The sequence below is a fragment of the Micromonospora sp. H33 genome (assembly GCF_052068455.1).
Lineage (GTDB): Bacteria > Actinomycetota > Actinomycetes > Mycobacteriales > Micromonosporaceae > Micromonospora.
This window is the reverse complement of record NZ_JBQHDE010000002.1, coordinates 409,632-435,522: the sequence shown is the minus strand read 5'-3', so window position 1 is coordinate 435,522 and position 25,891 is coordinate 409,632. Positions and strand designations below refer to the sequence as shown.

Genomic DNA, 25,891 nt, shown 5'->3' with positions numbered 1-25,891 from the left:
TCTCGTGCGGTCTCGGTCGGTGCTCGCCGCCCGCCTGACGGAACCGGGCCGACGACGGGCACAAAAAAGCCCCTCGCGCAGGAGGGGCCGCCGTGCTGTCGCGCGTTCAGCGCATCAGCACGGCCCGGTAAGAAGCAGGAAGACTCCGGCCATGTCACGGAGTGTACCCCGCCGTCGGTCTGGCAGGCGTCCCGCCACCGCGCGGCAGCGCTCGGTGATCGTTTCCGGCACCGAACGCAGCGGTCCGGTCCCCCGTCCCGGCGAATATTCGGGGCGTAACCGACCGTCTACCTGCGGGGGTCGGCGACGGCGAGAAACATGGTTAGCCTGAGAGACCAGTGAGATTTCTGCGGCAGACGAGGCTCGCTCGCGCGAACCGAACAGCGGGTCCAGGTGCTCTATACAGAGCTGCCGTCCAGGCGACGAGGAGGAGGCCCGTGACACAACAGACCTGGGACGAGGTGGGCGGTCTGCTGCCGCACGACGAGTTCCGCGCCGCCAGTGAAGCCATCGTGGCGAACATCGAACAGGTCATCGAGGGCAAGACGGCCACCGTACGCCTCGCGCTCGCCGTGCTGCTCGCCGAAGGTCACCTGCTCATCGAGGACGTGCCCGGCGTCGGCAAGACCAAGCTGGCCAAGGCCCTGGCCCGGTCGATCGACTGCACGGTCCGCCGCATCCAGTTCACCCCCGACCTGCTGCCCAGCGACGTGACCGGCGTCAGCGTCTACAACCAGGAGACGCACGACTTCGAGTTCCGCCCCGGTGCCGTGTTCGCCAACCTGGTCGTCGGCGACGAGATCAACCGGGCCTCGCCGAAGACGCAGTCCGCCCTGCTGGAGTGCATGGAGGAGCGGCAGGTCACCGTCGACGGGGTGACCTACCAGCTCCAGACGCCGTTCATGGTGATCGCCACGCAGAACCCGATCGAGATGGAGGGCACGTACCCGCTGCCCGAGGCCCAGCGCGACCGGTTCACCGCCCGCATCGCGATGGGGTACCCGGACGCCGGCGCCGAGCTGGCGATGCTCGACGGGCACGGCGCGACCGACCCGTTGCAGGAGCTGCGGCCGGTCTCCGACGCCAACACGGTGCGGCGGCTCATCGCGCACGTCCGGCAGGTGCACGTCGCCGACGCCGTCAAGCAGTACGCCGTCGACCTGGTCACCGCCTCCCGGGAGGCACCCGACCTGCGCCTCGGCGCCTCGCCCCGGGCCACCCTCCAGCTGCTGCGCACCGCCCGCGCGGTCGCCGCGCTCGACGGACGCGACTACGTCCTCCCCGACGACCTGCAGGTGCTGGCCGTGCCCGTGCTGGCGCACCGGATCATCCCGACCGCCGACGCGCAGCTCGCCCGGCGTACCACCGACGCGATCGTCTCCGACCTGGTGCACCGCCTGCCGCTGCCGCACGAGCGCCGCCGCTCGCCGTACGACACCCGGCCCGCCACCGGCAACGGTCGCGCCCCGTACGAGCCGCGGAGGCCGTGAGGTGCGCGACGGGCTGCGCGGGCTGACCACCCGCGGCCGTTCCTTCCTCGCCGCGGCCATCGCCGCGGCGATCTCGGCCGCGATCCTCGGCGAGAAGGACCTGCTGCGGGTGGCCGTGCTGCTCGGCGTCCTGCCGCTGCTCGCCGCGTTCTACGTCGGACGCAGCCGGTACAAGCTGGCCTGCCACCGCTCGCTGGACCCGCACCGGGTGCCGGTCGGGGCCAGCTCCCGGGTGGTGCTGCGCCTGCAGAACCTGTCCCGCCTGCCCACCGGCACGCTGCTCCTGGAGGACCGGCTGCCGTACGCGCTGGGCAGCCGTCCCCGGGTGGTGCTCGACCGGCTCGGCGCGCACCAGGCCAGCTCGGTGGCGTACACCGTGCGGGCCGACGTGCGCGGGCGCTACGACGTCGGCCCGCTGGTGATCCGGATGACCGACCCGTTCGGCCTGTGCGAGCTGACCCGCGCCTTCCCCAGCACCGACCGGCTGACGGTCATCCCGCAGGTCCACCCGCTGCCCACGGTCCGGCTCCCCGGCGAGTACGCGGGCAGCGGCGACAGCCGGGCCCGGTCGGTGGCGGTGCACGGCGAGGACGACGCGGCGACCCGGGAGTACCGGGTGGGCGACGACCTGCGGCGGGTGCACTGGAAGTCGACCGCGCGCACCGGCGAGCTGATGGTGCGCCGCGAGGAGCAGCCCTGGGAGAGCCGCGCCACCGTCCTGCTCGACACCCGCGCGTTCGGGCACCGCGGCGACGGGCCCACCGCCAGCTTCGAGTGGGCGGTCTCCGCCGCCGCGAGCATCGCCGTGCACCTGCGGCAGGGCGGCTACAAGCTGCGGCTGGTCACCGGCTCCGGCGCGGACGTCGACGCGACGGAACTGGCCGGTGACGGCGTTCTCCTCGACCACCTCGCGGAGGTCCGCCTCGACCAGCGGGTCGAGATCACCACGCTGGTGCAGCGGGTCCGGCAGCGCTCCGACGGCGGCCTGATCATCGGCCTGTTCGGGACGCTGAGCACCGCCGAGGCCGAGGTGCTGGCCGGGCTGCGCGGCAACGGCGCGACCTGCGTCGCGTTCCTGTTGGACAGCTCGACCTGGCTCAACCTGCCGGCCAAGGCGCGGGCCGAGGCCGACCACGCGCACGGCGCCGCCGCCCTCGCGCTGCTGCAGAGCGGGTGGCGGGTGATCGGCGTCGACCACGGTGCCCGGCTGCCCGCGCTGTGGCCGCAGGCCGCGCGGGGCTCGCAGGGCTTCGCCGTACGGGCGGCGCTGGCCGAGACGGTCGCCGGCGGCATGCGATGAACGGAAGGCTCCCCTCATGATCGCCCACCGGAACCTGGGCCTGGTCGCGGCCGCTGCGACGCTGCTCGCCGCGGCGCCGCTGTCGGCCATCTTCGACCGCTGGACGTGGCTGATCCAGTCGACCATCGCGGTCGCGGTGGTGGCCGCCGCGGCGGCGCTGACCCGGCTGGGCCGGGTGCCGCTGTGGGGGCAGATGCTCAGCATGGTGGCGGGCCTGACGCTCGCGCTGGCGTGGCTCTTCCCCTCGGGCTCCGAACTGCTCGGCATCGTGCCCACGCCCGCCACCTTCGGGCACTTCGGCTCCCTCGCCGAGGCGTCGATGGAGGACATGCGTTCGTACGGCGTCAAGGTGCCGGACACCGACCCGCTGCTGTTCATCACGGTGCTCGGCATCGGCGGGGTGGCCGTGCTGGTCGACCTGGTGGCGGTCGGGATGCGCCGGCCGGCCCTCGCCGGCCTGCCGATGCTCGCCGTCTACTCGGTGCCGGTGGCGGTCTACGTGGACAGCGTCCCCCCGGTGCCGTTCGTCATCGGCACGGCCGGTTACCTGTGGCTGCTGGTCACCGACAACGTCGACAAGGTACGCCGGTTCGGCCGGCGGTTCACCGGCGACGGCCGGGGCGTGGACGTGTGGGAGGCCTCGCCGCTGGCGTCCGCCGGTCGCCGGCTCGCGGCGGTGGGCGTGGTGGTCGCCGTCGTCCTGCCGCTGGCCGTGCCGGGGATGACCGGCGGCCTTCTGGACACGATCGGCTCGGGCACCGGTGACGGCACCGGCCGGCCCGGTCAGGGCGGCTCGCCCGGCCGGATCGACCTCTTCGCGGCGCTGAGCGGGCAGCTCAACGAGCGTGAGGTCGCCGATCTGGTGAAGGTCACCACCGACGAGCCAGCGCCCTTCTACCTGCGCTTCGGCGCCGCCGACGAGCTGCGGCAGGACGGCTTCCGGGTCCGCACCCCCACCGGCCGCCCGGTGACCCGCGAGCTGTCCGGTCCGCAGGAGCCGGACCGGGCCGGGGTCGAGCGCAACCGCTACCGGGCCACGGTGGAGGTGACGAAGAACCTCGCCATGCCGTACCTCCCGGTGTACGGCGAGCCGGTACGCACCGAGGACCTCAACGGCAACTGGGCCTACGACACGAACCTCCAGGTCGTCTTCTCCAGCCGTGAGACGTCGCGGGACAAGCGCTACGCGTTCGAGTACGTGCGGACCACGTACAGCGCGCCGGCGCTGCGGCAGGCCCCGCCCCTCCCGGCCGACCACACCCTGCGCCGGCAGCTGCTCACCCCGCGGGTGCCGGAGGTGGAGACGCTGGTCAAGACCCTGATCAAGGGCAAGACCACCGAGTACGACAAGGTCCGGGCGATCTACGACTACTTCTCCGCGGACAACGGGTTCAGCTACGCCCTCACCACCGAGGGCGGCACCAGCGGGCAGGACATCGTCAACTTCCTCAACAACAAGGTCGGCTTCTGCCAGCAGTACGCCGCCGCGATGGCGTGGCTGGTCCGTGCCGCCGGCGTCCCGGCGCGGGTGGCGTTCGGCTTCACCAACGGCGCCAACTCCAGCGGCGGCACGTACACCCTGACCAACCGCAACCTGCACGCGTGGACCGAGGCCTACTTCGTCGGGTTCGGCTGGGTGCCCTTCGACGCCACCCCCGCGTACGGCGTCCAGGGCGCCGCCCGCTCTGCCTGGGCGCCGGACACCGACGCCCCGGAGGAGACCACCCCGGAGCCGGGCACGACCGCCGGGCCGGCGGAGCCGGAGGCCACGCCCGCTGCGGAGCGCCGCAACGAGGGGCAGGAGGACCCGTCCTCGGGGCTGCCGGTCGACTCCGGCACGCCGACCCGGACGGTGCCGGTGTGGCTGTGGTGGGTGGCCGGGGCGGTGGCCCTGCTCGCGCTGCTCGCCGTCCCCGCGCTGCGGCGGCTCGCCCTGCGCCGGCGGCGCAGCGGCGGCCGGGCCCCGGCACCGGTCCCCGAGGCGGCCGAGCCGGACGCCACCGGGGTGCCGGCCGACGCGCGGCGCATGGTCGTGCTGGCCGACGCCGACCGGGCGCGGGCCGACGCGCACGCCGCCTGGGACGAGCTGCTCGACACCCTGGTGGACTTCCGCGTCCGGGTCGACCGGACGGAGACCCCCCGGGCCACCGCCGACCGGCTCGCCCGGGAGTCGCTCGCCGAGGACACGGACGCGACGACGGCGGTACGCCTGCTCGGCCGGGCCGAGGAGCGAGCCCGGTACGCCCGGGATCCGCTCACCGGGGAGCCGCTGCTGCCGGCGCTGCGCCGGGTCCGCGGCGCGCTCGCCGCGCGGGCCGACCGTCGCACCCGCCTGCTGGCAGCGATCCTCCCCCCGTCGGTGCTGCTGCGCTGGCGGACCGCCACGGCGGACGGGTCGGCCGGGCTGGTGGCGTCGTACGGGCGACTCCGGCTCACGCTCGTGCGCTGGAGTCCGCGACGCCTGCTCGCGGGCCGCCTCGCCCGCTGACCCCACCGCCCACCCCGCCCGGTCGCCACTGCCACGACGGCCGGTCGGGGTGCGGTCGGGGTAACGCCGTCCCACCGCGCGGCGGGCACTTGGCGGGGGGCTCGGTGCGGTTGTCGGGGCGCGCGGGAGCGCGAAGCGTCGCCGCAGTCACGGCGACGCGACCGCCCCCGGCGGCCGGCCGGGTTGCGGTCAGGAGGGGGTCAGCGGTGCCCCTCCGGGCGCTGCCGCCACCGGTCCTCCATCCGGTCCAGGATCGACGGGCGCCGACCTGTCCGCCCGCGTGGACGGCGACGTGTGGTCGTCCCGCCCACGACGTGCAGGTCCGGTGACTGCGCCCGCCGCTGCGACTGCACCGCGAACGCGGCCGAAGCCAGCATGACGACGAAGCCCGCCACCGACACCAGCGCAGTGGTGATCACCACGCCGTAGACCAACAGGGCCAGGCCGACGACGACCACGCCGGCAGCGACGAGCAGGCGACGCCGCGCGTGGAAACGCGGGTCGCTGGCGCGCACGGCCGAGGCGAATTTGGGGTCCTCGGCAAGCGACCGCTCGATCTGCTCGAACAGCCGCTGCTCGTGCTCCGAGAGCGGCACGGCACTCCTCCCCGGTCACATGGGTCGGCCCGGTCGGGCCGACAGACCGTGGCAGCCAACCGGCTGCTTACCCGCAAGTCTACGAGGGGCCCCGCGCGTCGGAAAGCGGGACGACCTATGGCCGACGCTGATTTTCATCCGGGCGCTGCTCACGGACTCGGAGCAGACTGGCCGGACCTATGACGGACCGCCCGAAACGGGCAGCAGCTGCGTCGGCGGCAGCTTCCGCCTCCCGCCAGCCCCGCTCGGGCGCGCCGAGCGCGAGTTGGCGTGGGGTCTCCCGGGCCGCCGAGAGTCCCTCGGCCCGCACGCCGACCAGCCGGATCGGCTCACCCGGGTCGAGTGCCGTGTAGAGCGCCCAGGCCGTGTCGAACATCTCCCGACCGACATCCGTCGGCACGTCGAGGGTGCGGGAGCGGCTGACGGTGCGGAAGTCCTCCAGGCGCACCTTCAGCGCGACCGTCCGCCCGACCTGGCCGGCGCGGCGCAAACGGGCGCCGACCTTCTCGGCCAGGCCGAGCAGGGCATGGCGGATCTCCTCCGGGTCGGCCACGTCGACGTCGAACGTCACCTCCGCGCCGATCGACTTCTCCACGTGCTCCGGGGTGACCCGGCGCGGGTCGCGCCCCCACGCCAGGTCGTGCAGGTGGCGGGCGGCGGCGTCGCCGAGCGCCTGGCGCAGCATGCCGTACGGCGCCTGCGCCAGGTCGCCGACGGTGGTCAGGCCGAGCCGGCGCAGCGTGTCGGCGGAGCGCTCCCCCACACCCCAGAGCGCCGACACCGGCAGCGGGTGCAGGAAGTCGAGCACCCGGGCGGCCGGGACGACCAGCAGGCCGTCGGGCTTGGCCCGGGTCGAGCCCAGCTTCGCCACGAACTTGCTGGACGCCACCCCGACCGAGCAGGTGAGCGACTGCTCGGTCGCCACCCGCTCGCGGATCAGCCGGGCGATCGCGGACGGCGGGCCGAACAGCCGCCGGGCGCCGGCCACGTCGAGGAACGCCTCGTCCAGGGAGAGCGGCTCGACCAGCGGGGTGACGTCCCGGAAGATCTGCATGACCGCCCGGGAGGCCGCCGAGTAGGCGGTGAAGTCGGGCGGCAGGAGCACCGCCTGCGGGCAGAGCGCCCGGGCCCGCATGGTCGGCATGGCACTGCGGACGCCGTACCGTCGGGCCTCGTAGCTGGCGGAGCTGACCACGCCGCGGGGCCCGATCCCGCCGACCACGACGGGCCGGCCGCGCAGCTCCGGCCGGCGGCGCACCTCCACGGAGGCGAAGAACGCGTCCATGTCGACGTGCAGCATGGGGCAGCCGGAGTCGTCGGCGTCCGGCCCGAAGCGCGGATCGCCGCCCCGGGGCAACGACTGGCTGCGGCCCATGCCGGAAGGCTAGCGGCGGGGTGCGACGAAACGTCGGGTCAGCCCCGCACCACCAGCAGCGGGATGGTCATCTCGGCCGCCGTGTCCGCCCCGTGGTACGCGACCAGCCGGCTCGCCATCGGCGGCTCGGAGCGGGTTGCCAGGACGGCGTACGTGGCGTTGCAGACCACCACCACATCCCCGATCCGGCTCAGGTGCTCCTCGGGCACCGGGCCGAACCAGCCGGCGGCCACCGCCTCCTCCCGGGTCCGCACCCGGGCCGCGGGACCGAGCACCGCCGACCAGGTGGCCACCACGTCGTCGCGGGCCCCCGGCTCGACGTGCAGGTAGCGGACGCGGGGCTCACCCGCGACCACGGCCACGCCGGCGCGCAGGCGCGGATCGGTGTCCAGGTCGAACCGGTGACCGGCCGGGACGTCGAGCTGCCCGTGGTCGGCGGTGACCAGCAACGCGGCGTCCGGCGGCAGCCCGTCCACGAGGCGGGCCAGCAGCCGGTCCACGTCGGCGGCCGCGATCCGCCACGGCACCGAGTCGACGCCGCTGAGGTGGCCGTGCCGGTCCACGTCGGGGTGGTAGCCGGAGACCAGGGTGGGCCCGGTCCCGGCGGTCAGGGCGGCGAGCATCTCCCGGCCCAGCGCGTCGACGCCGGCCGCGCCCCGGTAGTCGCCACCGCGGTTGGCCGCGACGGTCAACCCGCTGCCGCCGAACTCCGGCCGGCTCACCACCGTCACGTGCACACCGGCCGCCCGCGCCCGCTCCAACTGGGTCGGGACCGGCTGCCAGCGCAGCGGCTCCGGGTCGCCGGCCCACTCGACGTGGTTGAGCACCCGGTCGGTCCCGGGGACCCGCACGGTGAAGCCGAGTACGCCGTGCGCGCCGGGCGCGGCCCCGGTGCCCAGGGTCACCAGGTTGGTCGGGGTGGTGGACGGGAAGCCGGAGGTGAGCGGCCGGCCGACGGTCGCGGCGAGGCCGGCCAGGGTCGGCGCGTACGGGGCGGCGGTCGGGATCTGGTACCACCCGAGGCCGTCGACGAGCAGCACGGCGATCCGGCGGACGCCGGCCAGCGCCCCGGTCAGGCCGAGCGCGTCGGTGGCGCCGGGCACCCCGAGCACCGCGAGCGCGGCGGGGAGCACGTCGGCGAGGCTGGCCGCGCCGTACCGGGGGGCGACGGTCGCCAGCGGACCGGGCGACCGGTCCGGCCCGGCCGGCGAGGTCGAGGCGGCGTCTTTCTCCGCCGCGGCCCCCGGCGCCGCGCCCGTACCGTCCGGCGCGGGGCCGGCCGGTCCGGGGTCCGGCAGCCGCTCGGCGGCGGCCGGCTCGCGCGGCCCGGTCATGCCGGACGGCGGGCGAACAGGTGCAGCTGCGCGGCGAGGTCCCGCCAGGGCGTCCGGGCGGCGAGCGCCCACTCCAGCTCCAGCAGGGCGGCCGGCTGACCGTCGGCGACCACGGCGGGGAGCAGGTCGGCGAGGACGCGTACGCCGTGGATCTCCTCCACCGTCAGCCCGGCGGCGGCCAGCAGCGCGGCGGCGCTCTCGGCGTCGTAGCGCCGGCGCAGGGTGTCCCGTGGCCCGGCGGTGCCGGTGGGGTCGGCGGCCAGCGCGGCGGCGACGTCCAGGTGCCCGTTCATCGCCCGGCCGAGCACGGCGGCGGCCCGCCCGGCGACCAGCACGCTCGCGGCGCCGCCCGGGCGGAGGGCGTTGGCCAGCGCGGCGACCACCGGTGCCGGGTCGTCGACCACCTCGAGGACGGCGTGGCAGAGCACCAGGTCCACACTGGCCGGCTCGACGAGCCCGGCGAGCGCGTCCCCGTCGCCCTGCACCGCGCGTACCCGCTCGGCGACCCCGGCCTCGGCGGCGCGGCGGGTCAGCGCGGCGAGCGCGTCGGGACTGGCGTCGACGACGGTCACCCGGTGCCCGGCCTGGGCCAGCGGCACGGCGAAGCCGCCGGTGCCGCCACCCACGTCGAGCACGGTCAGGTCGGTGTCACCGCGGCGGTCCAGCTCGGCGCGCAGCACCGACCAGATCACGGCGGTACGGGGGGTCAGCGGCGGCCCGGCGAGCCGGCCTCGGGTGTGCTCCACCCCGACGAGCCTAGTCACCCGGTCCAGCTCGGCCGGGGAAGCGCCCGGCGGGCGGTCAGGCCTCGCCGCCAGCGGCGGTCTCCTCCTCCTGGCGGGAGCGCACCGAGTTCGCCACGGGCCCGTCGGTGACCTCGTACTCGCGGGTCTCGACGTGGTGCGTGGGCACCCAGCCGGCGCCCAGCCGGGTCCGTCGGGCGTTGGCCACTCCACCGCTGTTGGCGCGATTCCCCGTCATCGGTTCGTTCCCCTCGTGACGCGCGGGCCACCCTGCCCGCGCGGGCAGGAGTCTCCCGCCGTCCCGGACGGAAAACCGTAATGTGGATCACTTATTGATCAACGAAAATCGCGCGACGCGGGGCTGACCGGGGGATCAATCGGGTCCAACCGGTCAGCGGTGAGATTGATCACTCCCTCGTGCCGCTGCAGCCGCCCCCGGACCACCAGCGCGGCACTCGTCCTCGCCACCCGCCGGTACCGCTGCCAGAGCCCCGGGGAGCAGGTGACGTTGAGCATCCCGGTCTCGTCCTCCAGGTTGAGGAAGGTGACCCCGCCCGCGGTCGCCGGGCGCTGCCGGTGGGTGACGATCCCGCCGACCCGGATCCGCCGGCCCGGCTCCACCCGGCCGAGCCGGGCGATCGGCACCGCGCCCAAGGCGTCGAGCTGGTCGCGGATGAACCGGGCCGGGTGGCTCTCCGGCGACAGCCCGGTCGCCCACACGTCCGCGACGAGGCGGTCGACCGCCTCCATCCCGGGCAGGGTCGGCGCGGCCGTGCCGGTCACCGTGCCGGGCAGGCGACCCGGCCGGTCCTGGGCCGCCGCCCCGGCGGCCCACAGCGCCTCCCGGCGGGTCAGGCCGAAGCACGCGAAGGCGTCCGCGGTGGCCAGCGCCTCCAGCTGCGCGGCGGTGAGACCCACGCGCCGGGCCAGGTCCGGCATGTCGCGGTACGGCCCGTGCGCCACCCGGTCGGCCTCGATCCGCTCGGCCACGTCCTCGCCGAGGGTACGCACGCCGGACAGCCCCAGGCGGACGGCCGGCCCGTCCAGCCCCCAGGCGTGCGGCGGCTCCCCCGGCCGGCTCCCCCACCGGGTGTCCGGGGTGGATTCCAGGACGGCCTTCGCGCCGCTCGCGTTGACGTCCGGCCGGCGGACCTCCACCCCGTGCCGGCGCGCGTCGTCGACCAGGGTCTGCGGCGAGTAGAAGCCCATCGGCTGGGCGTTGAGCAGCGCGGCCAGGAACGGAGCGGGATGGTAGCGCTTGAGCCAGGAGCTGGCGTAGACCAGGTACGCGAAGCTCATCGCGTGGCTCTCCGGGAAGCCGTAGCTGGCGAACGCGGTGAGCTTGCGGTAGACGTCGTCGGCCAGCTCGCCGGTGATGCCCCGCTCGGCCATGCCGGCGTAGAGCCGGTCGGCGATCTGCGCCATCCGCTCCACCGACCGCTTCGCCCCCATCGCCCGGCGCAGCTGGTCGGCCTCGGCGGCGTCGAAGCCGGCCAGGTCGATGGCGAGCTGCATCAGCTGCTCCTGGAACAGCGGCACGCCGAGGGTCTTCTCCAGCGCGTTGCGCATCAGCGGGTGCGGGAAGGTGACCGGCTCCTGGCCGTTCTTGCGCCGGATGTACGGGTGCACCGAGCCGCCCTGGATCGGGCCGGGCCGGATCAGCGCCACCTCCACCACCAGGTCGTAGAAGCAGCGGGGCTTGAGCCGGGGCAGGGTGGCCATCTGGGCGCGGCTCTCCACCTGGAACACCCCGACCGAGTCGGCCCGGCAGAGCATGTCGTACACCTCGGGGTCGTCCAGGGTCATGTCCCCCAGGTCGAGGCTCATCCCGATCATGTCGTAGCCGTAGTGCAGCGCGGACAGCATGCCGAGGCCGAGCAGGTCGAACTTGACCAGCCCGACCGCGGCGCAGTCGTCCTTGTCCCACTGGAGCACGCTGCGGCCGGGCATCCGCCCCCACTCCACCGGGCAGACCTCGATCACCGGCCGGTCGCAGATCACCATGCCGCCGGAGTGGATGCCCAGGTGCCGGGGGAACGTCTGCAGCTCGTTGGCGTACGCGACCACCTGCTCGGGGATGTCCTCCACGTCGACCGCGGCGACCGAACCCCAGCGGTCGATCTGCTTGCTCCAGGCGTCCTGCTGCCCGGGCGAGAACCCGAACGCCTTCGCCACGTCCCGCACCGCCGACCGCGGCCGGTACGAGATGACGTTGGCGACCTGGGCGGTGTGCTCCCGGCCGTACCGGGCGTAGACGTGCTGGATGACCTCCTCGCGGCGGTCGGACTCGATGTCCACGTCGATGTCCGGCGGGCCGTCCCGCTCGGGGGCGAGGAAACGCTCGAAGAGCAGCCGGTGCCGCACGGCGTCCACGTTGGTGATCCGCAGCGCGTAGCAGACCGCCGAGTTGGCCGCCGACCCCCGCCCCTGGCAGTAGATGTCCTCCTCGCGGCAGAACGCGACGATGTCGTAGACCACCAGGAAGTAGCCGGGGAAGCCCAGCTCCTCGATCATGTTCAGCTCGTGCTCCAGCTGCGCGTACGCCTCGGGGTGCGCCTCCGGCGGGCCGTACCGCTCCCGCGCGCCCTGCGCGGTGAGGTGGCGCAGCCAGCTCATCTCGGTGTGCCCCGGCGGCACCGGGTACGCCGGCAGCGCCGGTGCGACGAGCTGGAGGTCGAAGGCGAGTTCCGCACCGAACTCGGCGGCCCGGGCCACGGCTCCCGGGTACGCGGCGAACCGCGCCGCCATCTCGGCGCCGCTGCGCAGGTGGGCGGTGCCGGCGGCGGGCAGCCAGCCGTCGATCTCGTCCAGGCTGCGCCGGGCCCGGACCGCGGCGACCGTGGTGGCCAGCCGGCGCCGCCCCGGGGTGGCGTAGTGCACGTTGTTCGTCGCCACGGTCGGCAGCCCGGCGGCGGCGGCCAGCTCGGCGAGGGCGTCGTTGCGGTCGGCGTCGACCGGGTGCCCGTGGTCGGTCAGCTCCACCGCCACCGTCTCCGCGCCGAAGAGCGCGGTCAGCCGGTCCAGCTCCCGGGCCGCCGCGTCGACGCCCTCGGTGAGCAGGGCGGCCGGCACGTGCCCCTTCCGGCAGCCGGTGAGCACCAGCACGTGGTCGCGCAGCTCGGCGGCGACCTCCTCCAGCTCCCCGTAGACCGGGCGGCCCTTCTCCCCGCCGCGCAGCTGGGCGCGGGAGATGGTGGCGGCCAGCCGCGCGTACCCCTCGTGGCCGTGGGCGAGCAGCAGCAGGTGCCGGCCGAGCGGGTCCGGTTCGCCGCTCTGCGGGCCGGGCAGGTCGAGGGAGAGCTCCGCGCCGAAGACCGTCGGCAGGTGCAGGGCGCGGGCCGCCTCGGCGAAGCGCACCACGCCGTAGAAGCCGTCGTGGTCGGTCACCGCGAGAGCGGTGAGCCCCAGCCGGGCGGCCTCCTCGGCCAGCTCCTCCGGGTGGCTGGCGCCGTCGAGGAAGCTGAAGTTGGTGTGGGCGTGCAGCTCCGCGTACGGCACCACGCCGTCCGGGCGGTCCAGCGGCGGCGGCTCGTAGTGCTGGCGCTTGCGGGTCCAGGCCGGTGAGTCCCCACCGTCGGCGTCCACCGCCAGGGGGTCCACCACGTGCAGGTGCCGCTCATCGCGCGGCGTACGGCGCTGCCCTCGGGCGGGCTTGCCGGTGAGCACCCGCTCCAGGTCCGACCACGGCAGATCCGGGTTGTGAAAACTCACGCCCGCACCCCCGGGTACGCCAGGCGCGCGGGGTGCACCAGGTGCGCCAGGTGCGCCGGTTGCGCCGGCGACGCGATCTTGGAAGATTTCGGCCCCTGGAGGGGCCGTAATCTTCCAAGATCTGTCGAGAGCGGGGTCGAGAGCAGCGGGGTCGAGAGCAGCGGGGTCGGCGGGGCGGTCGCACAGATGGGGCAGGTCGACAGGTGGCGCTCAGTCATAGATGGCCTCCACCAGCCACCGGCCGCCCTCGACGGCGAGCAGCAGGGCGCTGCCGTCGGCGAGGCCGACCTGGAACCGGGCCCGTCGCCGAGCCTCGACCGGCGCCCACCAGCGCTCGTCCACCGGCCACGGCCCGGTCCAGCCCACGATCTCCACCGGGCGGGCGGTCCCGACGGCCAACCGGGCCGGTGCGGCGCTCACCGCCAGGCGCGCGCTGACCTCGACCGGCTCGCCGGCCGCGTCGTGCACGGTGGCGGCGAGCGGCTCGGGCAACACCACCGCCGGAGCCGGTGGCGGGAGCCGACCCGGCCACGGCGGCTCTCCCGTCCGCGTCGACCGGCCCGGACGACTCCGCCGGACCGTCCCGCTGGACCGGGCTGCGTCGGGGCCGTCCGGCAGCGGATCGGGGCGGGGCGGCAGCGGGGGCGGGCCCGGGCGGGCGGGGAGGCGTTCGTCGCCCCACGGCACCAGGCGCACCTGGTCGGCCGGGGACCGCCCGCCGCCGAGCACCGCCGTGACCACCGCCTCGGGGCCGAGGATGCCCTGGACCCGGCTGAGCGCCCGGTGCGCCCGCTCCCGCTCCTCGCCGGCCTCCCCCCACAGGCCCGGTTGCAGGGCACCCTGCGCGATCACCCCGTCGGGGACCAGCCGCAGCCGGATGATGCCGGCCGTCGGCCGGGGCGGACGGGCACCGACCCGGCCGGGTCGGCCGCCGGAGAGCCAGCCGTCGAGCTGCCACCGCACCCGGTCGGCGATGGCGGCGGCGGTGAGCAGACCGTCGTGCCGCCAGACCCGGTGCAGCTCCTGGCCGTGCGCGGTGACCGCCTCGATGCCGAGCCGGGTGCAGGCCAGCCCGTGCGCGGCGAGACGGTCGTGCAGCCGCTCGGCCAGCGCCCGGGCGACGAAGGCCGCCGCGTCGACCCGGTCGAGGGGGTCGTCCTGGTCCGCGGTGACCGCCAGGTCGGCCGGGGGTTGCCGGACCGCGAGCGGGCGGTGGTCCCGCCCCGCCGCCAGCCGGTGGGCCAACGCACCGTCGAAACCGAACCGGGCCAGCACGTCCCCGGCGGGCAGCGCCGCGAAGTCGCCGAGGGTACGCACACCGAGCCGGCGCAGCAGGTCGGCCAGGGCCGGACGGCCGAGCGCCTCGACCGGCAGGTCGGCGAGGAACCGCGGCGCCCCGCCCGGCGGGACGACCCGACCGGAGCGGGCGGCCAGCCCGGCGGCGAAGACCCCGTCGGCGATGCCGATCTGGCTCTCCACCGCGCAGGCCTGGGCGACGTGCTCAACGATCCGCTCCGCCGCCGCCTCCTCGCCGCCGAGGTAGCGGCTCGGCCCCCGGGCCGCCACCGCGCACGCACCGGGGCGGACCACCTCGACGCCGGCCACCAGCTCCTCGACCGCGGCCACCACCGGCTCGAACGCCCGGGCGTCCCGGGCGGGGTCGTGGTCGACGACGGTGAGCCGGGGGCACCGGCCCTGCGCCTCCCGCCGGCGCAGCCCCCGGCGTACCCCCTCCGCCCGGGCCTGCTCCGAGCAGGCGACCACCCGGTTGGCGTGCAGCACCGCGACCGGATCGGTGGCCGGCACCCCGTCGACGATCTCGGCGGCGATCACCGGCCAGTCCGGACACCAGAGCAGCAGCGTGCGTACCGGTGCGGCGGACCCGCCGGTCGCCTCCGGACGAGACGCGCCGGAGCGGCCGGTCGCCTCCGGACGGGACGCGCCGGAGCTGCCGGTCGCCTCGGAACGGGACACGCCGGTCACGCCGGTCGCCTCGCGGGAGCACCGGTCACGCCGGACCGACCAGGGTGAGCGCCGGCGGGGAGGGCTCGGCGGCGGGGGCCGCCGGCACCGTGCGGAGCCGACCGGCGGCCGAGCGGCCGGTGACCGAGGCGACCGCGGCGCCGGGGACCGGGCGGGGGATGACCCGGGTCAGCGCGTCACCGGGCAGCCAGACCGTCAGCTCCCGGGGGCGGGCGGCGGCGCCCCGGCCCCGCGCCGAAACGGTGACCTCCCGGCGCCGCAGCCGGCCCCGGCCGGCGCCGAGCCCCTCCCAGGCTCCCCGAATCACCTGGAGGGTCACGTCGGCGCCGTCCCACCGCCCGTACGGGACGAGGACGCTGCCCCGCTGCCGGGCCCGGGCGGCCAGCCGGTCGGCGACCGAGGCGGAGACCGTGGCCGGCACGGCGGTGACCACGACGTCCACCCCGTCGATCAGCGCGGCGACGACGGTGGCCCACTCCGGCCCCGGATGCGGCACCAGGGCGAGCCGGTCCAGGGCGATGCCGAGCTCGGCGGCGGCACCCGCCCCGAAGGTCGGCACCCCGACCACGGCGCACCACGAGCCGGCCCGGGACGCCTCGGCGAGCAGCGCCAGGACCAGGGAGGTGGCACCGCTGTGCCGGGGCTGACCGACGGCGACCGCGATCGTGCTGCCGCGGCGCAGGCCCCGGTTGGGCAGCAGGCCGGTGAGCTCGGGGGCCACCGGCAGCACCCGGTGACCGCCCGCCGGATCCGGGGCGCTCGCCGGGCGCACCAGACCCGCCAGTGCGGCGGTACCGACCACCATCCGGCCCGCCATCGGACCTACCCCCTGTCGTGCTGCTGTGCGGTGTGCTTGCTGGTAGCTCAAAACGGACCGGGTCGCGCGGACGGCGCCGTCCCCAGGCCCGGCCGGCGCGGGGCCCGGGGACGGGTGCCGGGGATCAGGCCGCGAGGCCGTCGAGTGCCGGTTGGTGGGCCACGCCGAGCGCGGTCTCCACCACCGTCACGAACTCCTCCGCCGCGCGCAGCAGGTCGTCGGCCTCCCGCGCGGTGACGACCCGGGGGATGCCGGCCTCGGCGGCGGCGCGCTTGCTGGCGCCGAGGGCGAAGAACCCGGCCCACTCGTCCAACTCGGGGGCGACGCCGGAGAGCAGGACCCAGACGCTGGTGACCCGGTTCCGCCGGGTCGGCGCGGGGCGGGCGCGCGCGGCGAGCACGGCCGCGGCGGCGCGCAGGGCGGCCAGGTGGGCCGCCGCGTAGCGAAGGCCGTCCGGACCGGTCCGGGCGGCCTCGGCCAGCCCCTGGCGGGCGACCGCGAGAAGCTGGGCGGGGGTGCGGTGCGGCAGCACGTGCGCCGGCACCGTCGGTGCCTGAGCCGGGTTGGTCGGCATGGGTCTGTCTCCTCCACTGGCCGAGGCGCACACCCCGCGACGGAAACCGGTCCGCCGGCGGGACCGCCGGGTCGAGTGGTGCGGAGGAAGACGCACCGGTGTGGGAGCCGGCCGGGTGTGGACGCTTCCCCACACCACACCCGGCCGGCATGACCGGCGGGTTCGTCGCCCGCCGCCCGGGGGTCGAGGGCGGCGGGCGACGCTCCTGCCTGACGGGCCCGGGCTCGCGACTGCCCGGAACCCTGGTGCGGCCCGCGGAGCCGCACCCGCCCGGACCGGTGCCGCGAAACACCACTCCGGGGCTGTTGGAACGAGCGTACGAGGCAATCGAACACTCGTTCTAACTACTGCTGACAGTACACCCCCCCTCCGACGAAAATGCAACGTCTGACCCGCGGGAGGTGCGTCAGCGTGGCCGGCTGAACCCGTCCCGGGCGTACCCGGAAGAATGGCGGCATGCAGCCACACCCGAACGTACGGGCGGTGCAGGAGGCGCTCGACGGGACGGGCGCCCGCGACGGCTCCGGCACGCCGAGCGCCGTCCGCCTGCTGCCCGACGCGGTCCACACCGCCGCGGCCGCCGCCGAGGCACTCGGCGTCGAGGTCGGACAGATCGCCAACTCACTCGTCTTCGAGGCCGACGGCGTGCCGCTGCTCGTGCTGACCTCCGGGGCGCACCGGGTGGACACCGCCGGCCTCGCCGCGTCGATCGGGGTCACCCGGCTGCGGCGGGCCACCCCGGAGTTCGTCCGCGAACACACCGGGCAGGTGATCGGCGGTGTCGCGCCGGTCGGCCACCCGCGGCCGCTGCGCACCCTGGTGGACACGGCCCTCGGGACGTACGACGAGATCTGGGCCGCCGGGGGCGTCCCCCGGGCGGTCTTCCCCACCACCTATCCCGAGCTGCTCCGGGTGACCGGCGGAACGCCGGCCGAGGTGGCGTGAGCGAGCGGACCGTTGCCCTCGGCGGGCGGAGCGAGGTGACCGCGTGAGCCCGGCCGACCGCCGGGAGCCCGTTCCCGACCTGGTCACCCTGCACGTGTGGCGCACCGCCCGGGACGGGCTGCCCCAGGCGCTGGTCCGGATGGCGCGCGACCCGCGCCGGCTGCGCGCACTGCCCGGCGTACGCTTCGCCAAGCTGCTCGGCACCGGGACCGGCACCGCCTTCGGGCCGGGCGACGCGGACCTGACCCGGTGGGCGGCCCTGACGGTGTGGGACTCCCCCGCCGCCGCGGCCGGCTTCGACGGCTCCCCGGTCGGACGGGCCTGGACGCGGCTCGCGCGCGCCGCCGTCCGGGTCGACCTGCGCCCGCTCACCAGCCGGGGCGAGTGGTCCGGCCGGCGGCCGTTCGGCGACCCGCCCGGTGGGCGGGCCGACGGCCCGGTGCTCGCGCTGACCCGGGCCCGGCTGCGCCCCGCCCGGGCGGTCACCTTCTGGCGGGCGGTCCCGCCGGTGGCCGCCGCGCTGCACGCCGCACCCGGCCTGCTCGCCCGGTTCGGCGTCGGGGAGGCGCCGCTGGGCTGGCAGGGCACGGTCAGCGTGTGGCGCGACCCGGCGGACCTGGTCGCGTTCGCGTACCGTCACCCGGAGCACCGCGCCGCGATCATCCGGACGCCCACCGAGGGGTGGTACGCCGAGGAACTCTTCGCGCGGTTCGCGGTGCGCGACGTGGTCGGTGACCGGACGGTGCTGGGGTGGGTCGCCGACGGCGACGCGGGTACGGCGGAGGGTGCGGCATGAGGCTGGTGCGGTGGACACCGGAGGATCTCGTCCGACGGCTGGACGACGTGGTGGCCGTCTACGGCGAGGCGATGGGGTACCGCACCGACCTGCTGGAGGCCCGCCGCGGCTACATCGCCACCCACGTCCGCCGGCCCGGCTTCCGCGCCGTCGCCAGTCTCACCTCCGAGGGCCACCTGGCCGGCTTCGGCTACGGCTACCTCGGCGCGGCCGGTCAGTGGTGGCACGACCAGGTGTGGCGCGCGCTGGACCCGGCGGTCCGGCAGCGCTGGCTGAGCAACTGCTTCGAGGTGGTGGAGCTGCACGTCCGGCCGCCCGCGCAGGGGCACGGCCTCGGTGCGGGCCAGCTGCGCGCGCTGCTCACCATGGCCGAGGGGACGACCACGCTGCTGTCCACGCCGGAGGCCGACGAGCAGCGGTCCCGCGCCTGGCGGCTGTACCGGCGCTTCGGCTTCGTCGACATCCTGCGGGACTTCCACTTCCCGGGCGACGAACGCCCGTTCGGGGTGCTCGGCCGGGACCTGCCGCTGTCCGCCCCCACCTCTCCGGCGCCGGCCGCGGCATGACCCGTCCCGCCCCGGCGACGCGCGTGACCCGCCCGGCCTGGGCGCTGCTGGCCGTGCTGGTGCTGGCGCAGATCTGCTACCCGCTGACCACCGGGGAGACCCGGGCCCGGCTCACCGTCGCCACGGTGGTGCTGGGCTACCTGCTCTCGGTCAGCCACGCGCTGCTCAGCCGCGGCCCGCGGACGGCGGCGGTGCTGGTCGCGGTGGCCACCGGCGGTGGCTTCGCCATCGAGGCGCTCGGCGTGGCCACCGGGTTCCCGTTCGGCAGCTACGACTACTCCGGCCAGCTCGGCCCGAAACTGGCCGGCGTGCCGCTGGTCATCCCCCTCGCCTGGACCTGGATGGCCTGGCCGGCCTGGCTGGCGGCGGTCCGGCTCACCGGCGGCGCGCCGACCGGCGGGTCCGCCGGCACCGGGGTCGGACGGACCCTCCGGCGGATCACGCTGGCGACGCTCGGGCTGGCCACCTGGGACCTCTTCCTCGACCCGCAGATGGTCGCCGAGGGCTACTGGGTCTGGCGGGACGCCACCCCCGCGCTGCCCGGACTGCCTGGGATCCCGGTCAGCAACTACCTGGGCTGGCTGCTCTTCGCGGTGCTGATGATGAGCGCCCTGCGTCCGCTGGCCGGGCCTGCCGTCGCCACCACCGACGGCCGCGACGACCCGATGCTCGCGCTCTACCTGTGGACGTGCGCCTCCAGCGTGCTGGCCCACGCCGTCTTCCTCGGCCTGCCCGCCTCGGCGCTGTGGGGCGCGGCCGGCATGGCGGTGACGGCCGTCCCGCTGGCGGTGACGCTGCTACCCGGACGCCGCCGCCCCGGTCCGGCCGACCGGAACCCCCGCCCCCGCGTCGACGCGCCGGCATGAGCGGGCGGAGCGCCGGCCGGAGCACGCGGAGCGCCGGCCGGGGCGGGCATGGCGGGGCGGCGGCGTGAGCATCCTGCTGGCGCTGCTGGCGGGCGTGGCCGCGCTGACCGCGCACACCGTCGTCAACGCCGGTCGCTGGCTGCGCCGCCCCGCCGCAGCGGCGGCCGAGGTGACCGAGACGGTGGCGGTGCTGCTGCCGCTGCGCGACGAGGCGGCCCGGGTCACCCCGTGCCTGCGCGCGCTGCTGGCCCAGCGCGGTGTGCCACGGCTGCGGATCGTGGTGCTCGACGACGGGTCGACCGACGGCACCGCGGACGTGGTCCGGGCGGTCGCCGGGGACGACCCGCGGGTCACCCTGCTCGACGGCGTCGCCCCGCCGCCCGGCTGGCTGGGCAAACCGTACGCCTGCTGGCAGCTCGCCACCCGCGCCGACCCGGCCGCCACGGTGCTGGCGTTCGTCGACGCCGACGTCGTCCTCGCCCCGGACGCGGTGGCCGCGGCGGTCGGCGAACTGCGCGCCGCGCGGGTGACGCTGCTGTCGCCGTACCCCCGGATCGTGGTGGCGACGGTGGCCGACCGGCTGGTCCAGCCGCTGCTGCAGTGGCTGTGGCTGACCTTCCTGCCGCTGCGCGCGATGGAGCGCTCGGCGCGGCCGTCCCTGGCGGCGGCCGGCGGGCAGTTCCTGGTGGTGGACCGGGCCGGCTACGCCGCCGCGGGCGGGCACGCGGCGGTGGCCGACAGGATCCTGGAGGACGTCGAGCTCGCCCGGGCGGTCAAGCGGGCCGGTGGCCGGATCGCCCTCGCCGACGGCTCGCGGCTGGCCACCTGTCGGATGTACGACGACTGGCCGCAGCTGCGCGACGGCTACACCAAGTCGCTGTGGGCCACGTTCGGGCACCCGGTCGCGGCCGGCGTGGTGGTGACGCTGCTGCTCCTGCTCTACACCGCTCCGCCGCTGGTCGCCCTGGCCGCGCTGGCCGCCGGCGCGCCGGCGGTGGCGGCCGGCGCCGCCGGGGCGTACCTGCTGGGGGTCGCCGGTCGGGTGGTCAGCGCGCGGGCCACCGGCGGCCGGTGGTGGCCCGACGCGCTCGCACACCCCGTGTCGGTCGCGGTCCTCGGTTGGCTGACCCTGCGGTCGTACCATCAGCGAAAGCGGCGGCGCCTGACCTGGCGGGGCCGTCCGGTCGTCTAGGGTCTGGGGGCGCGGCATGGCGCGCATCGTGGTCGTCGGCGCCGGGGTGGGTGGCCTCGCGAGCGCCGCCCGGTTGGCCACCACCGGGCACGAGGTCACCGTCTTCGAGCAGGGCGACACGGTCGGCGGCAAGCTCGGCCGGTACGTGCACGACAGCCCGGCCGGCCCGTTCCACTTCGACACCGGGCCCAGCCTGCTCACCCTGCCCCAGGTCCTCCACGACCTGTTCGAGGACACCGGCGCGAAGCTCGACGAGTATCTGGACCTGGTCCCGCTGGACCCGATCGTGCGGCACGTCTTCCCCCACGGCGGGCCGACGCTGGACTCCTGCGCCGACCCGGCCGAGTTCGCCACCCGGATCGGCGCGGCCTTCGGCGACCGGGCGGCGGCGGACTGGCAGCGCCTGTGGCGGCGCGCCGAGCGGGTCTGGACGGCCTCGGAGCGGGACATCCTGCGCCGCCGCGTCGACTCGCCCCGGGACCTGGCGGCGCTGGCGTGGCGGCTGGGTGACCTGGCCGCCATCGGGCCGGGCCGCACCCTGCGCGGGCTGGGCCGCACGCACCTGTCCGACCCCCGGCTGCGGATGTTGCTCGACCGGTACGCCACGTACACCGGCGCCGACCCGCGCCGGGCGCCGGCCGCGCTGGTCGCCGTGCCGTACGCCGAGTTGACCTTCGGCGGCTGGTACCTGCGCGGCGGGCTGGGCACCCTGGCCGACGCGCTGCTGACCCGCTGCCTGGACCTCGGCGTGGTCGTGCGGACCGGCGCCCGGGTCACCCGGATCGACGCGGCGGGCGGGCGGGTCCACGGCGTACGCCTCGCCGGCCAGGCCGCCCCCGTCCCCGCCGACGTGGTGGTGGCCAACGTCGACGCGCTCACCGTCTACCGGGACCTGCTGCCCTCGCCGCGCCGGCTGGCCGGGCTGACCGACCGCAGCCTCGCCGGCTTCGTGCTGCTGCTGGGCGTACGCGGCGACTCCGGGCTGGCGCACCACACGGTCTTCTTCCCCGGCGACTACGACGCCGAGTTCGACGCGGTCTTCGGGGCGCCGGGGCGGGGTGTGCGGGCCCGTCCCGCCCCCGACCCGACGGTCTTCGTCACCGTCGCGGACGACGAGATGGTCCGCCCGGCCGGGCACGAGGCATGGTTCGTGCTGGTCAACGCCGCCCGGCACGGCACCGCCGCCGGTGCGGTGGACTGGCGGCGGCCCGGCCTCGCCGAGGCGTACGCGGATCACGTCCTCGACGTGCTGGCCGCGCGCGGCACGGACGTGCGGGACCGGCTGGTGTTCCGGGAGATCCGCACCCCGGCGGACCTGGACAGCGCGACCGGCGCGCCGGGTGGGGCGATCTACGGCACCGCCGGTGGCCTGCTCCGGCCGCCCAACCGGGGGCCGGTCCACGGGCTGTGGCTGGTCGGCGGCTCCAGCCACCCGGGCGGCGGCCTGCCGATGGTCACCCTGTCCGCCCAGATCGTCGCCGACGAGATCGGCCCCGCCTGGTAAGGAAGGGCCCCTTCTTAACGCCTGCGGTAGAGAAAGGGCCCCCTGTTAACACGCCCACCCGGCTCAGCCGGCGTCGATCAGGGTGCGGCGGACGGCCGCCAGCAGCTGCCCCAGGCCGAAGCCGGCCAGCAGCACCCACACGGCGGTCGCCATGGTGATGGTGCCGGCGGCCAGGTCCGGGTCGATCAGCCCGGTCAGGCCGGCCAGCAGCAGGCCGACCAGAGCCACCGAGACGCGGGTCGGGCGCTCCCCCACGGTCACCGCGCCGATCTCCCGCATGCCGGCGGAGACGGCCCGTGCCCGGACGTACTCGTGCAGCCAGGAGAGCCCACCGCCGGCGGCCACCAGCGCGCCGGGCGCGCCGATCAGCCAGAACGCGACCAACCAGGCCGCCTCGCCGAGCCGGTCGGCCACCGAGTCGTAGACGTACCCGAGCCGGGTGGTGCGGTTCGTCGCGACCGCGACCGCGCCGTCGACGCTGTCCGCCACGGAGGCGAGCAGCACGAACAGCGCGCCGAGGAACGGTCCGTCCTGGGGTCGTACGGCGAACAGCGGCACGCAGAGGCAGAGCAGCACCCCGGCCACGGTGACCGCGGTCGGGGTGACCCGCAGCCGACCCAGCACGAAGCCGACGTGGTACGCGAAGCGCAGCCAGGCGCGGACGACCGGGGCGGCCGCGCGCGGGTCGAAGCCCCCGTGCAGGCGTGCCCAGGCCGTCGCGTACTGGTCCCAGTTCAGCTGTGTGCCCACCACGGATCAACCGTCGCACCTGTCGGGAGGTGTCGCGGCACGTGGGGTCACACCCGGGCGCCGGCTTGCAGGTTCTGCCAGATCTCCCGGGTGGCCGTCGACCGGTTGAAGGTGATGAAGTGGATTCCCGGCACACCCTCGTCGAGCAGCCGGCGGCACATCTCGCTGGCCTGCTCGACGCCGAGCCGGCGGACCGCCTCCGGATCGTCGGCGACCTTCTCGAAGCGCGCGGCCAGGGCCGGCGGGAAGGGCGCGCCGGAGAGCTGCGCCGACCGCTCGATGGTGCTGATCTGGGTCACCGGCATCACGCCGGGCAGGATCGGGGTGTCGCAGCCCGCCGCGGCCACCCGGTCCCGCAGCCGCAGGTACTCGTCGGCGTCGAAGAACATCTGGGTGATCGCGAACTCGGCGCCCGCCCGGCACTTGCGGACGAAGTGCGCCGTGTCGGTGGCGATGTCGGGCGAGCGGGGGTGCTTGTACGGGAAGGCGGCGACGCCCACGCTGAAGTCGCCGGAGTCGCGGACGAGCCGCACCAGGTCCTCCGCGTAGAGCACGCCCTCCGGGTGCGGGATCCACTCGCCGGTGGGGTCGCCCGGGGGGTCGCCGCGGACCGCGAGCACGTTGCGCACGCCCGCGCCGGCCAGCCGCCCGATCATGTGGCGCAGCTCGGCGACCGAGTGGTTGACCGCCGTCAGGTGCGCCATCGGCAGCAGCGTCGTCTCGGTGGCGATCCGCTCGGTGACCGCGACCGTCGTGTCCCGGGTCGACCCGCCGGCGCCGTAGGTGATCGAGACGAACGACGGGCGCAGCGACTCCAGCTCCCGGATGGCCTGCCAGAGCAGCCGCTCGCCCTGCGCGGTCTTCGGCGGCATGAACTCGAAGGAGAACGTCGGCTGGTGGTCGCGGATCAGCTCCCCGATCGCCGGCTGCGGATTGGGGAGGACCGAGGGGAGACCGAGCGCCACGTCACGACTCTAGCGGTGCGGGGCCGCCGGACCCATGCCCTTCCCACGCGGCGGACAGGTGGCGGTGGGCGCGGCGCCCGGCACGGCGGGTCCGCGCCGCCGCGCGCCGTGGCCCCCCGCCGGTACGTCCCGGGCGGCCCGACCGGCTAGCGTCTGAGCGTGACCCACGCTGCTCCCGTCTCCCCGGTCGACCGCGCCGGGCTGCGTCAACGCGTCGACAAGGCGCTGACCGAGTTCCTGGCCGCCCAGCGCAGCTGGATGACCGGCGTCGACGACGCCCTGGTCCCGGTCGCCGAGGCGATCGAGGCGTTCGTCCTCGGCGGCGGCAAGCGGCTTCGGCCCGCGTTCGCGTACTGGGGGTTCCGGGGTGCCGGCGGGGTGGACACCGACCAGGTCGTGACCGCCCTCGCCGCGTTGGAGTTCGTCCAGGCCAGCGCGCTGATCCACGACGACCTGATGGACCGCTCCGACACGCGGCGGGGCGAGCCGGCCGTGCACCGCCGGTTCGCGGCCCGGCACCGGGCGTCCGGCTGGGGCGGGGACGCGGACGGGTTCGGCGACGCCGCGGCGATCCTGCTCGGGGACCTCTGCCTGGTCTGGTCGGACGAGATGCTGCACTCGGCCGGGCTGGATCCGGGCACGGTGGCGCGGGCGCGACCGGTCTTCGACGAGATGCGCACCGAGGTCACGGTCGGGCAGTACCTCGACGTGCTGACCCAGGCCACCGGGGACACCTCGCTGGAGCGGGCCGGGAAGGTGGCCCGCTACAAGTCGGCGAAGTACACGGTCGAGCGCCCGCTGCTGCTCGGTGGCGCGCTGGCCGACGCCTCGCCGGACGTGCGGGCGGCGTACTCGGCGTACGGGCTGCCGCTGGGCGAGGCCTTCCAGCTCCGCGACGACGTGCTGGGTGTCTTCGGTGATCCGGCACAGACCGGCAAGCCGGCCGGTGACGACCTGCGCGAGGGGAAGCGCACCTACCTGGTGGCGGCCGCCCTCGAGGCAGCCGACGAGGCCGGGCGGGAGGTGCTGCTCGGCGGTCTCGGGGACCCGGCGCTCGACGAGGCGGGCGTGACGCGGCTGCGGGACCTGATCGAGGCCAGCGGCGCGCTGGCCCGCACCGAGCAGCGGATCGCGGCGCTCACCGACGCCGCGCTCGCCGCCCTGGCCACCGTCGACCTGGACACCGAGGCCCGCCAGGCCCTGGTCGACCTGGCCATCGCCGCCACCCGTCGCCCGGCCTGACGGTCCCCGGCCCGACCCGGGCGCCGCGCCGCACCCCGCACGCTCCGCGATCTTGCAGTTCTGGCCCCTCGATTGCCGCTTTCGCCCCAGTTCGTCGGGGCAGAAAGTGCAAGATCGCGGGAGCGGGGAAGGGGCGGGGAAGGGGGCGGGAGGGCGGGAGGGAGAGGGGGGTCAGAAGCCCAGGGCTTGGGCTCGGCGCTTGATCTCGCGGGCCTGGTCGCCGGCGAGGGCGGCGGCCGGCGTGCCGCCGGGCAGCGTGGCGTCCGGCTGGAACAGCCAGCGCAGGCTCTCCTCGTCGTCGTAGCCGGCGTCGGCCAGCAGGTTGAGCACCCCGGGCAGGTGCTTGAGGACGACCCGGTTGGCCACCAGGTCCTCCGGCACTCGCCGGATGCCGTCGCGGCGTACCGCGATCAACTCCCGGTCCCGGATCATCTGGTGGACCTTGCTGATCGGCATGTCGAGGCGCTCGGCGACGTCCGGAAGGGTCAACCAGCCGGCCGGTTCGGCGGCGTTGTCGTCGGCGGGTACGGAGTCGGTCACCAGACCACCCTGCCACGTCCGTCCCCCGGGCGGGTGGCGGCACCCCGCGACGACGTGATCGGCCCCCCGCGCAGCCCGTCCGACCTGCGGCGACGCGTGGCGTCACCGCCGCCG

At 76.0% G+C, this 25,891-nt stretch carries 23 protein-coding genes; 10 read left to right on the top strand and 13 right to left on the bottom strand.

Features of this window, described 5'->3' with window-relative positions:
* Positions 1-437: 437 nt before the first annotated feature.
* Genes ACTMS0_RS07605 through ACTMS0_RS07595 form a run of 3 tightly spaced genes read left to right on the top strand, consistent with a single transcriptional unit; the run spans position 438 to position 5,278 of the window.
* Positions 438-1,490, top strand: a complete 1,053-nt coding sequence (locus ACTMS0_RS07605; RefSeq protein WP_441154386.1) for an AAA family ATPase — start codon at positions 438-440, stop codon at positions 1,488-1,490.
* A gap of 1 nt (position 1,491) precedes the next feature.
* Complete coding sequence (locus tag ACTMS0_RS07600; RefSeq protein ID WP_441154385.1) at positions 1,492-2,790, top strand: DUF58 domain-containing protein; 1,299 nt, start codon at positions 1,492-1,494, stop codon at positions 2,788-2,790.
* Positions 2,791-2,806: 16 nt separating this feature from the next.
* Entirely contained in the window at positions 2,807-5,278 is a 2,472-nt protein-coding gene (locus ACTMS0_RS07595) for a transglutaminase TgpA family protein (protein WP_441154384.1), read from the top strand.
* Positions 5,279-5,478: 200 nt separating this feature from the next.
* Here the strand turns inward: ACTMS0_RS07595 and ACTMS0_RS07590 are convergent, their stop codons facing one another.
* The 10 genes from ACTMS0_RS07590 to ACTMS0_RS07545 form a co-directional block, all read right to left on the bottom strand.
* The gene (locus tag ACTMS0_RS07590) at positions 5,479-5,874 is read right to left on the bottom strand and encodes a DUF3040 domain-containing protein (RefSeq protein ID WP_441154383.1); all 396 of its coding nucleotides are present in this window, start codon (positions 5,872-5,874) and stop codon (positions 5,479-5,481) included.
* 115 nt (positions 5,875-5,989) lie between these two features.
* The gene (locus ACTMS0_RS07585; RefSeq protein ID WP_441154382.1) at positions 5,990-7,249 is read right to left on the bottom strand and encodes a DNA polymerase IV; all 1,260 of its coding nucleotides are present in this window, start codon (positions 7,247-7,249) and stop codon (positions 5,990-5,992) included.
* A 38-nt stretch (positions 7,250-7,287) separates the two neighbouring features.
* Positions 7,288-8,583 (bottom strand): alkaline phosphatase family protein, encoded by a 1,296-nt coding sequence (locus tag ACTMS0_RS07580; RefSeq protein ID WP_441154381.1) that lies wholly within the window; start codon positions 8,581-8,583, stop codon positions 7,288-7,290.
* A complete protein-coding gene (locus ACTMS0_RS07575) occupies positions 8,580-9,347 on the bottom strand; it encodes a methyltransferase domain-containing protein (RefSeq protein WP_441154380.1) in 768 nt (255 codons plus the stop codon). The genes ACTMS0_RS07580 and ACTMS0_RS07575 overlap by 4 nt, the downstream gene beginning before the upstream one ends.
* A 37-nt stretch (positions 9,348-9,384) precedes the next feature.
* A complete protein-coding gene (locus tag ACTMS0_RS07570; protein WP_441154379.1) occupies positions 9,385-9,564 on the bottom strand; it encodes a hypothetical protein in 180 nt (59 codons plus the stop codon).
* A 98-nt stretch (positions 9,565-9,662) separates the two neighbouring features.
* The gene (locus ACTMS0_RS07565; protein ID WP_441154378.1) at positions 9,663-13,037 is read right to left on the bottom strand and encodes an error-prone DNA polymerase; all 3,375 of its coding nucleotides are present in this window, start codon (positions 13,035-13,037) and stop codon (positions 9,663-9,665) included.
* A complete protein-coding gene (locus ACTMS0_RS07560) occupies positions 13,034-13,255 on the bottom strand; it encodes a hypothetical protein (RefSeq protein ID WP_441154377.1) in 222 nt (73 codons plus the stop codon). The genes ACTMS0_RS07565 and ACTMS0_RS07560 overlap by 4 nt, the downstream gene beginning before the upstream one ends.
* Positions 13,248-14,897 (bottom strand): DNA polymerase Y family protein, encoded by a 1,650-nt coding sequence (locus ACTMS0_RS07555; protein ID WP_441154679.1) that lies wholly within the window; start codon positions 14,895-14,897, stop codon positions 13,248-13,250. Before ACTMS0_RS07555 ends, ACTMS0_RS07560 begins: the two co-directional genes overlap by 8 nt.
* A gap of 148 nt (positions 14,898-15,045) precedes the next feature.
* Positions 15,046-15,837, bottom strand: a complete 792-nt coding sequence (locus tag ACTMS0_RS07550; protein ID WP_441154376.1) for a hypothetical protein — start codon at positions 15,835-15,837, stop codon at positions 15,046-15,048.
* 124 nt (positions 15,838-15,961) lie between these two features.
* Positions 15,962-16,411: an SAV_6107 family HEPN domain-containing protein gene (locus ACTMS0_RS07545; RefSeq protein WP_441154375.1), complete on the bottom strand. Its 450-nt coding sequence runs from the start codon at positions 16,409-16,411 to the stop codon at positions 15,962-15,964.
* A gap of 456 nt (positions 16,412-16,867) precedes the next feature.
* Here ACTMS0_RS07545 and ACTMS0_RS07540 point away from each other — a divergent pair, with 456 nt between their 5' ends.
* From ACTMS0_RS07540 to ACTMS0_RS07515, 6 genes are all read left to right on the top strand, one after another.
* Positions 16,868-17,356: a YbaK/EbsC family protein gene (locus ACTMS0_RS07540; protein WP_441154374.1), complete on the top strand. Its 489-nt coding sequence runs from the start codon at positions 16,868-16,870 to the stop codon at positions 17,354-17,356.
* A gap of 43 nt (positions 17,357-17,399) precedes the next feature.
* Positions 17,400-18,152 (top strand): monooxygenase, encoded by a 753-nt coding sequence (locus ACTMS0_RS07535; RefSeq protein WP_441154373.1) that lies wholly within the window; start codon positions 17,400-17,402, stop codon positions 18,150-18,152.
* On the top strand, positions 18,149-18,718 hold the full coding sequence (locus ACTMS0_RS07530; protein WP_441154372.1) for a GNAT family N-acetyltransferase: 570 nt from the start codon (positions 18,149-18,151) through the stop codon (positions 18,716-18,718). Before ACTMS0_RS07535 ends, ACTMS0_RS07530 begins: the two co-directional genes overlap by 4 nt.
* Complete coding sequence (locus ACTMS0_RS07525) at positions 18,715-19,584, top strand: carotenoid biosynthesis protein (RefSeq protein WP_441154371.1); 870 nt, start codon at positions 18,715-18,717, stop codon at positions 19,582-19,584. The genes ACTMS0_RS07530 and ACTMS0_RS07525 overlap by 4 nt, the downstream gene beginning before the upstream one ends.
* 64 nt (positions 19,585-19,648) lie before the next feature.
* Positions 19,649-20,776 carry a glycosyltransferase gene (locus ACTMS0_RS07520; protein WP_441154370.1) on the top strand — a complete coding sequence of 376 codons (1,128 nt, stop codon included), beginning with the start codon at positions 19,649-19,651 and terminating at the stop codon, positions 20,774-20,776.
* A gap of 16 nt (positions 20,777-20,792) precedes the next feature.
* Positions 20,793-22,280: a phytoene desaturase family protein gene (locus ACTMS0_RS07515; protein ID WP_441154369.1), complete on the top strand. Its 1,488-nt coding sequence runs from the start codon at positions 20,793-20,795 to the stop codon at positions 22,278-22,280.
* 63 nt (positions 22,281-22,343) lie between these two features.
* Here ACTMS0_RS07515 and ACTMS0_RS07510 read toward each other — a convergent pair whose 3' ends face one another.
* Both ACTMS0_RS07510 and metF read right to left on the bottom strand, forming a co-directional pair.
* Positions 22,344-23,033 carry a CDP-alcohol phosphatidyltransferase family protein gene (locus ACTMS0_RS07510; protein WP_441154368.1) on the bottom strand — a complete coding sequence of 230 codons (690 nt, stop codon included), beginning with the start codon at positions 23,031-23,033 and terminating at the stop codon, positions 22,344-22,346.
* A gap of 44 nt (positions 23,034-23,077) precedes the next feature.
* Complete coding sequence (gene metF / locus ACTMS0_RS07505) at positions 23,078-23,995, bottom strand: methylenetetrahydrofolate reductase [NAD(P)H] (RefSeq protein WP_441154367.1); 918 nt, start codon at positions 23,993-23,995, stop codon at positions 23,078-23,080.
* A 159-nt stretch (positions 23,996-24,154) separates the two neighbouring features.
* On the opposite strand from metF, the gene ACTMS0_RS07500 reads away from it, so the two are divergent.
* Positions 24,155-25,237 carry a polyprenyl synthetase family protein gene (locus ACTMS0_RS07500; RefSeq protein WP_441154366.1) on the top strand — a complete coding sequence of 361 codons (1,083 nt, stop codon included), beginning with the start codon at positions 24,155-24,157 and terminating at the stop codon, positions 25,235-25,237.
* A gap of 171 nt (positions 25,238-25,408) precedes the next feature.
* On the opposite strand, the gene ACTMS0_RS07495 is transcribed toward ACTMS0_RS07500, so the two are convergent.
* Complete coding sequence (locus ACTMS0_RS07495; protein ID WP_441154365.1) at positions 25,409-25,777, bottom strand: Rv2175c family DNA-binding protein; 369 nt, start codon at positions 25,775-25,777, stop codon at positions 25,409-25,411.
* Positions 25,778-25,891 lie beyond the last annotated feature (114 nt).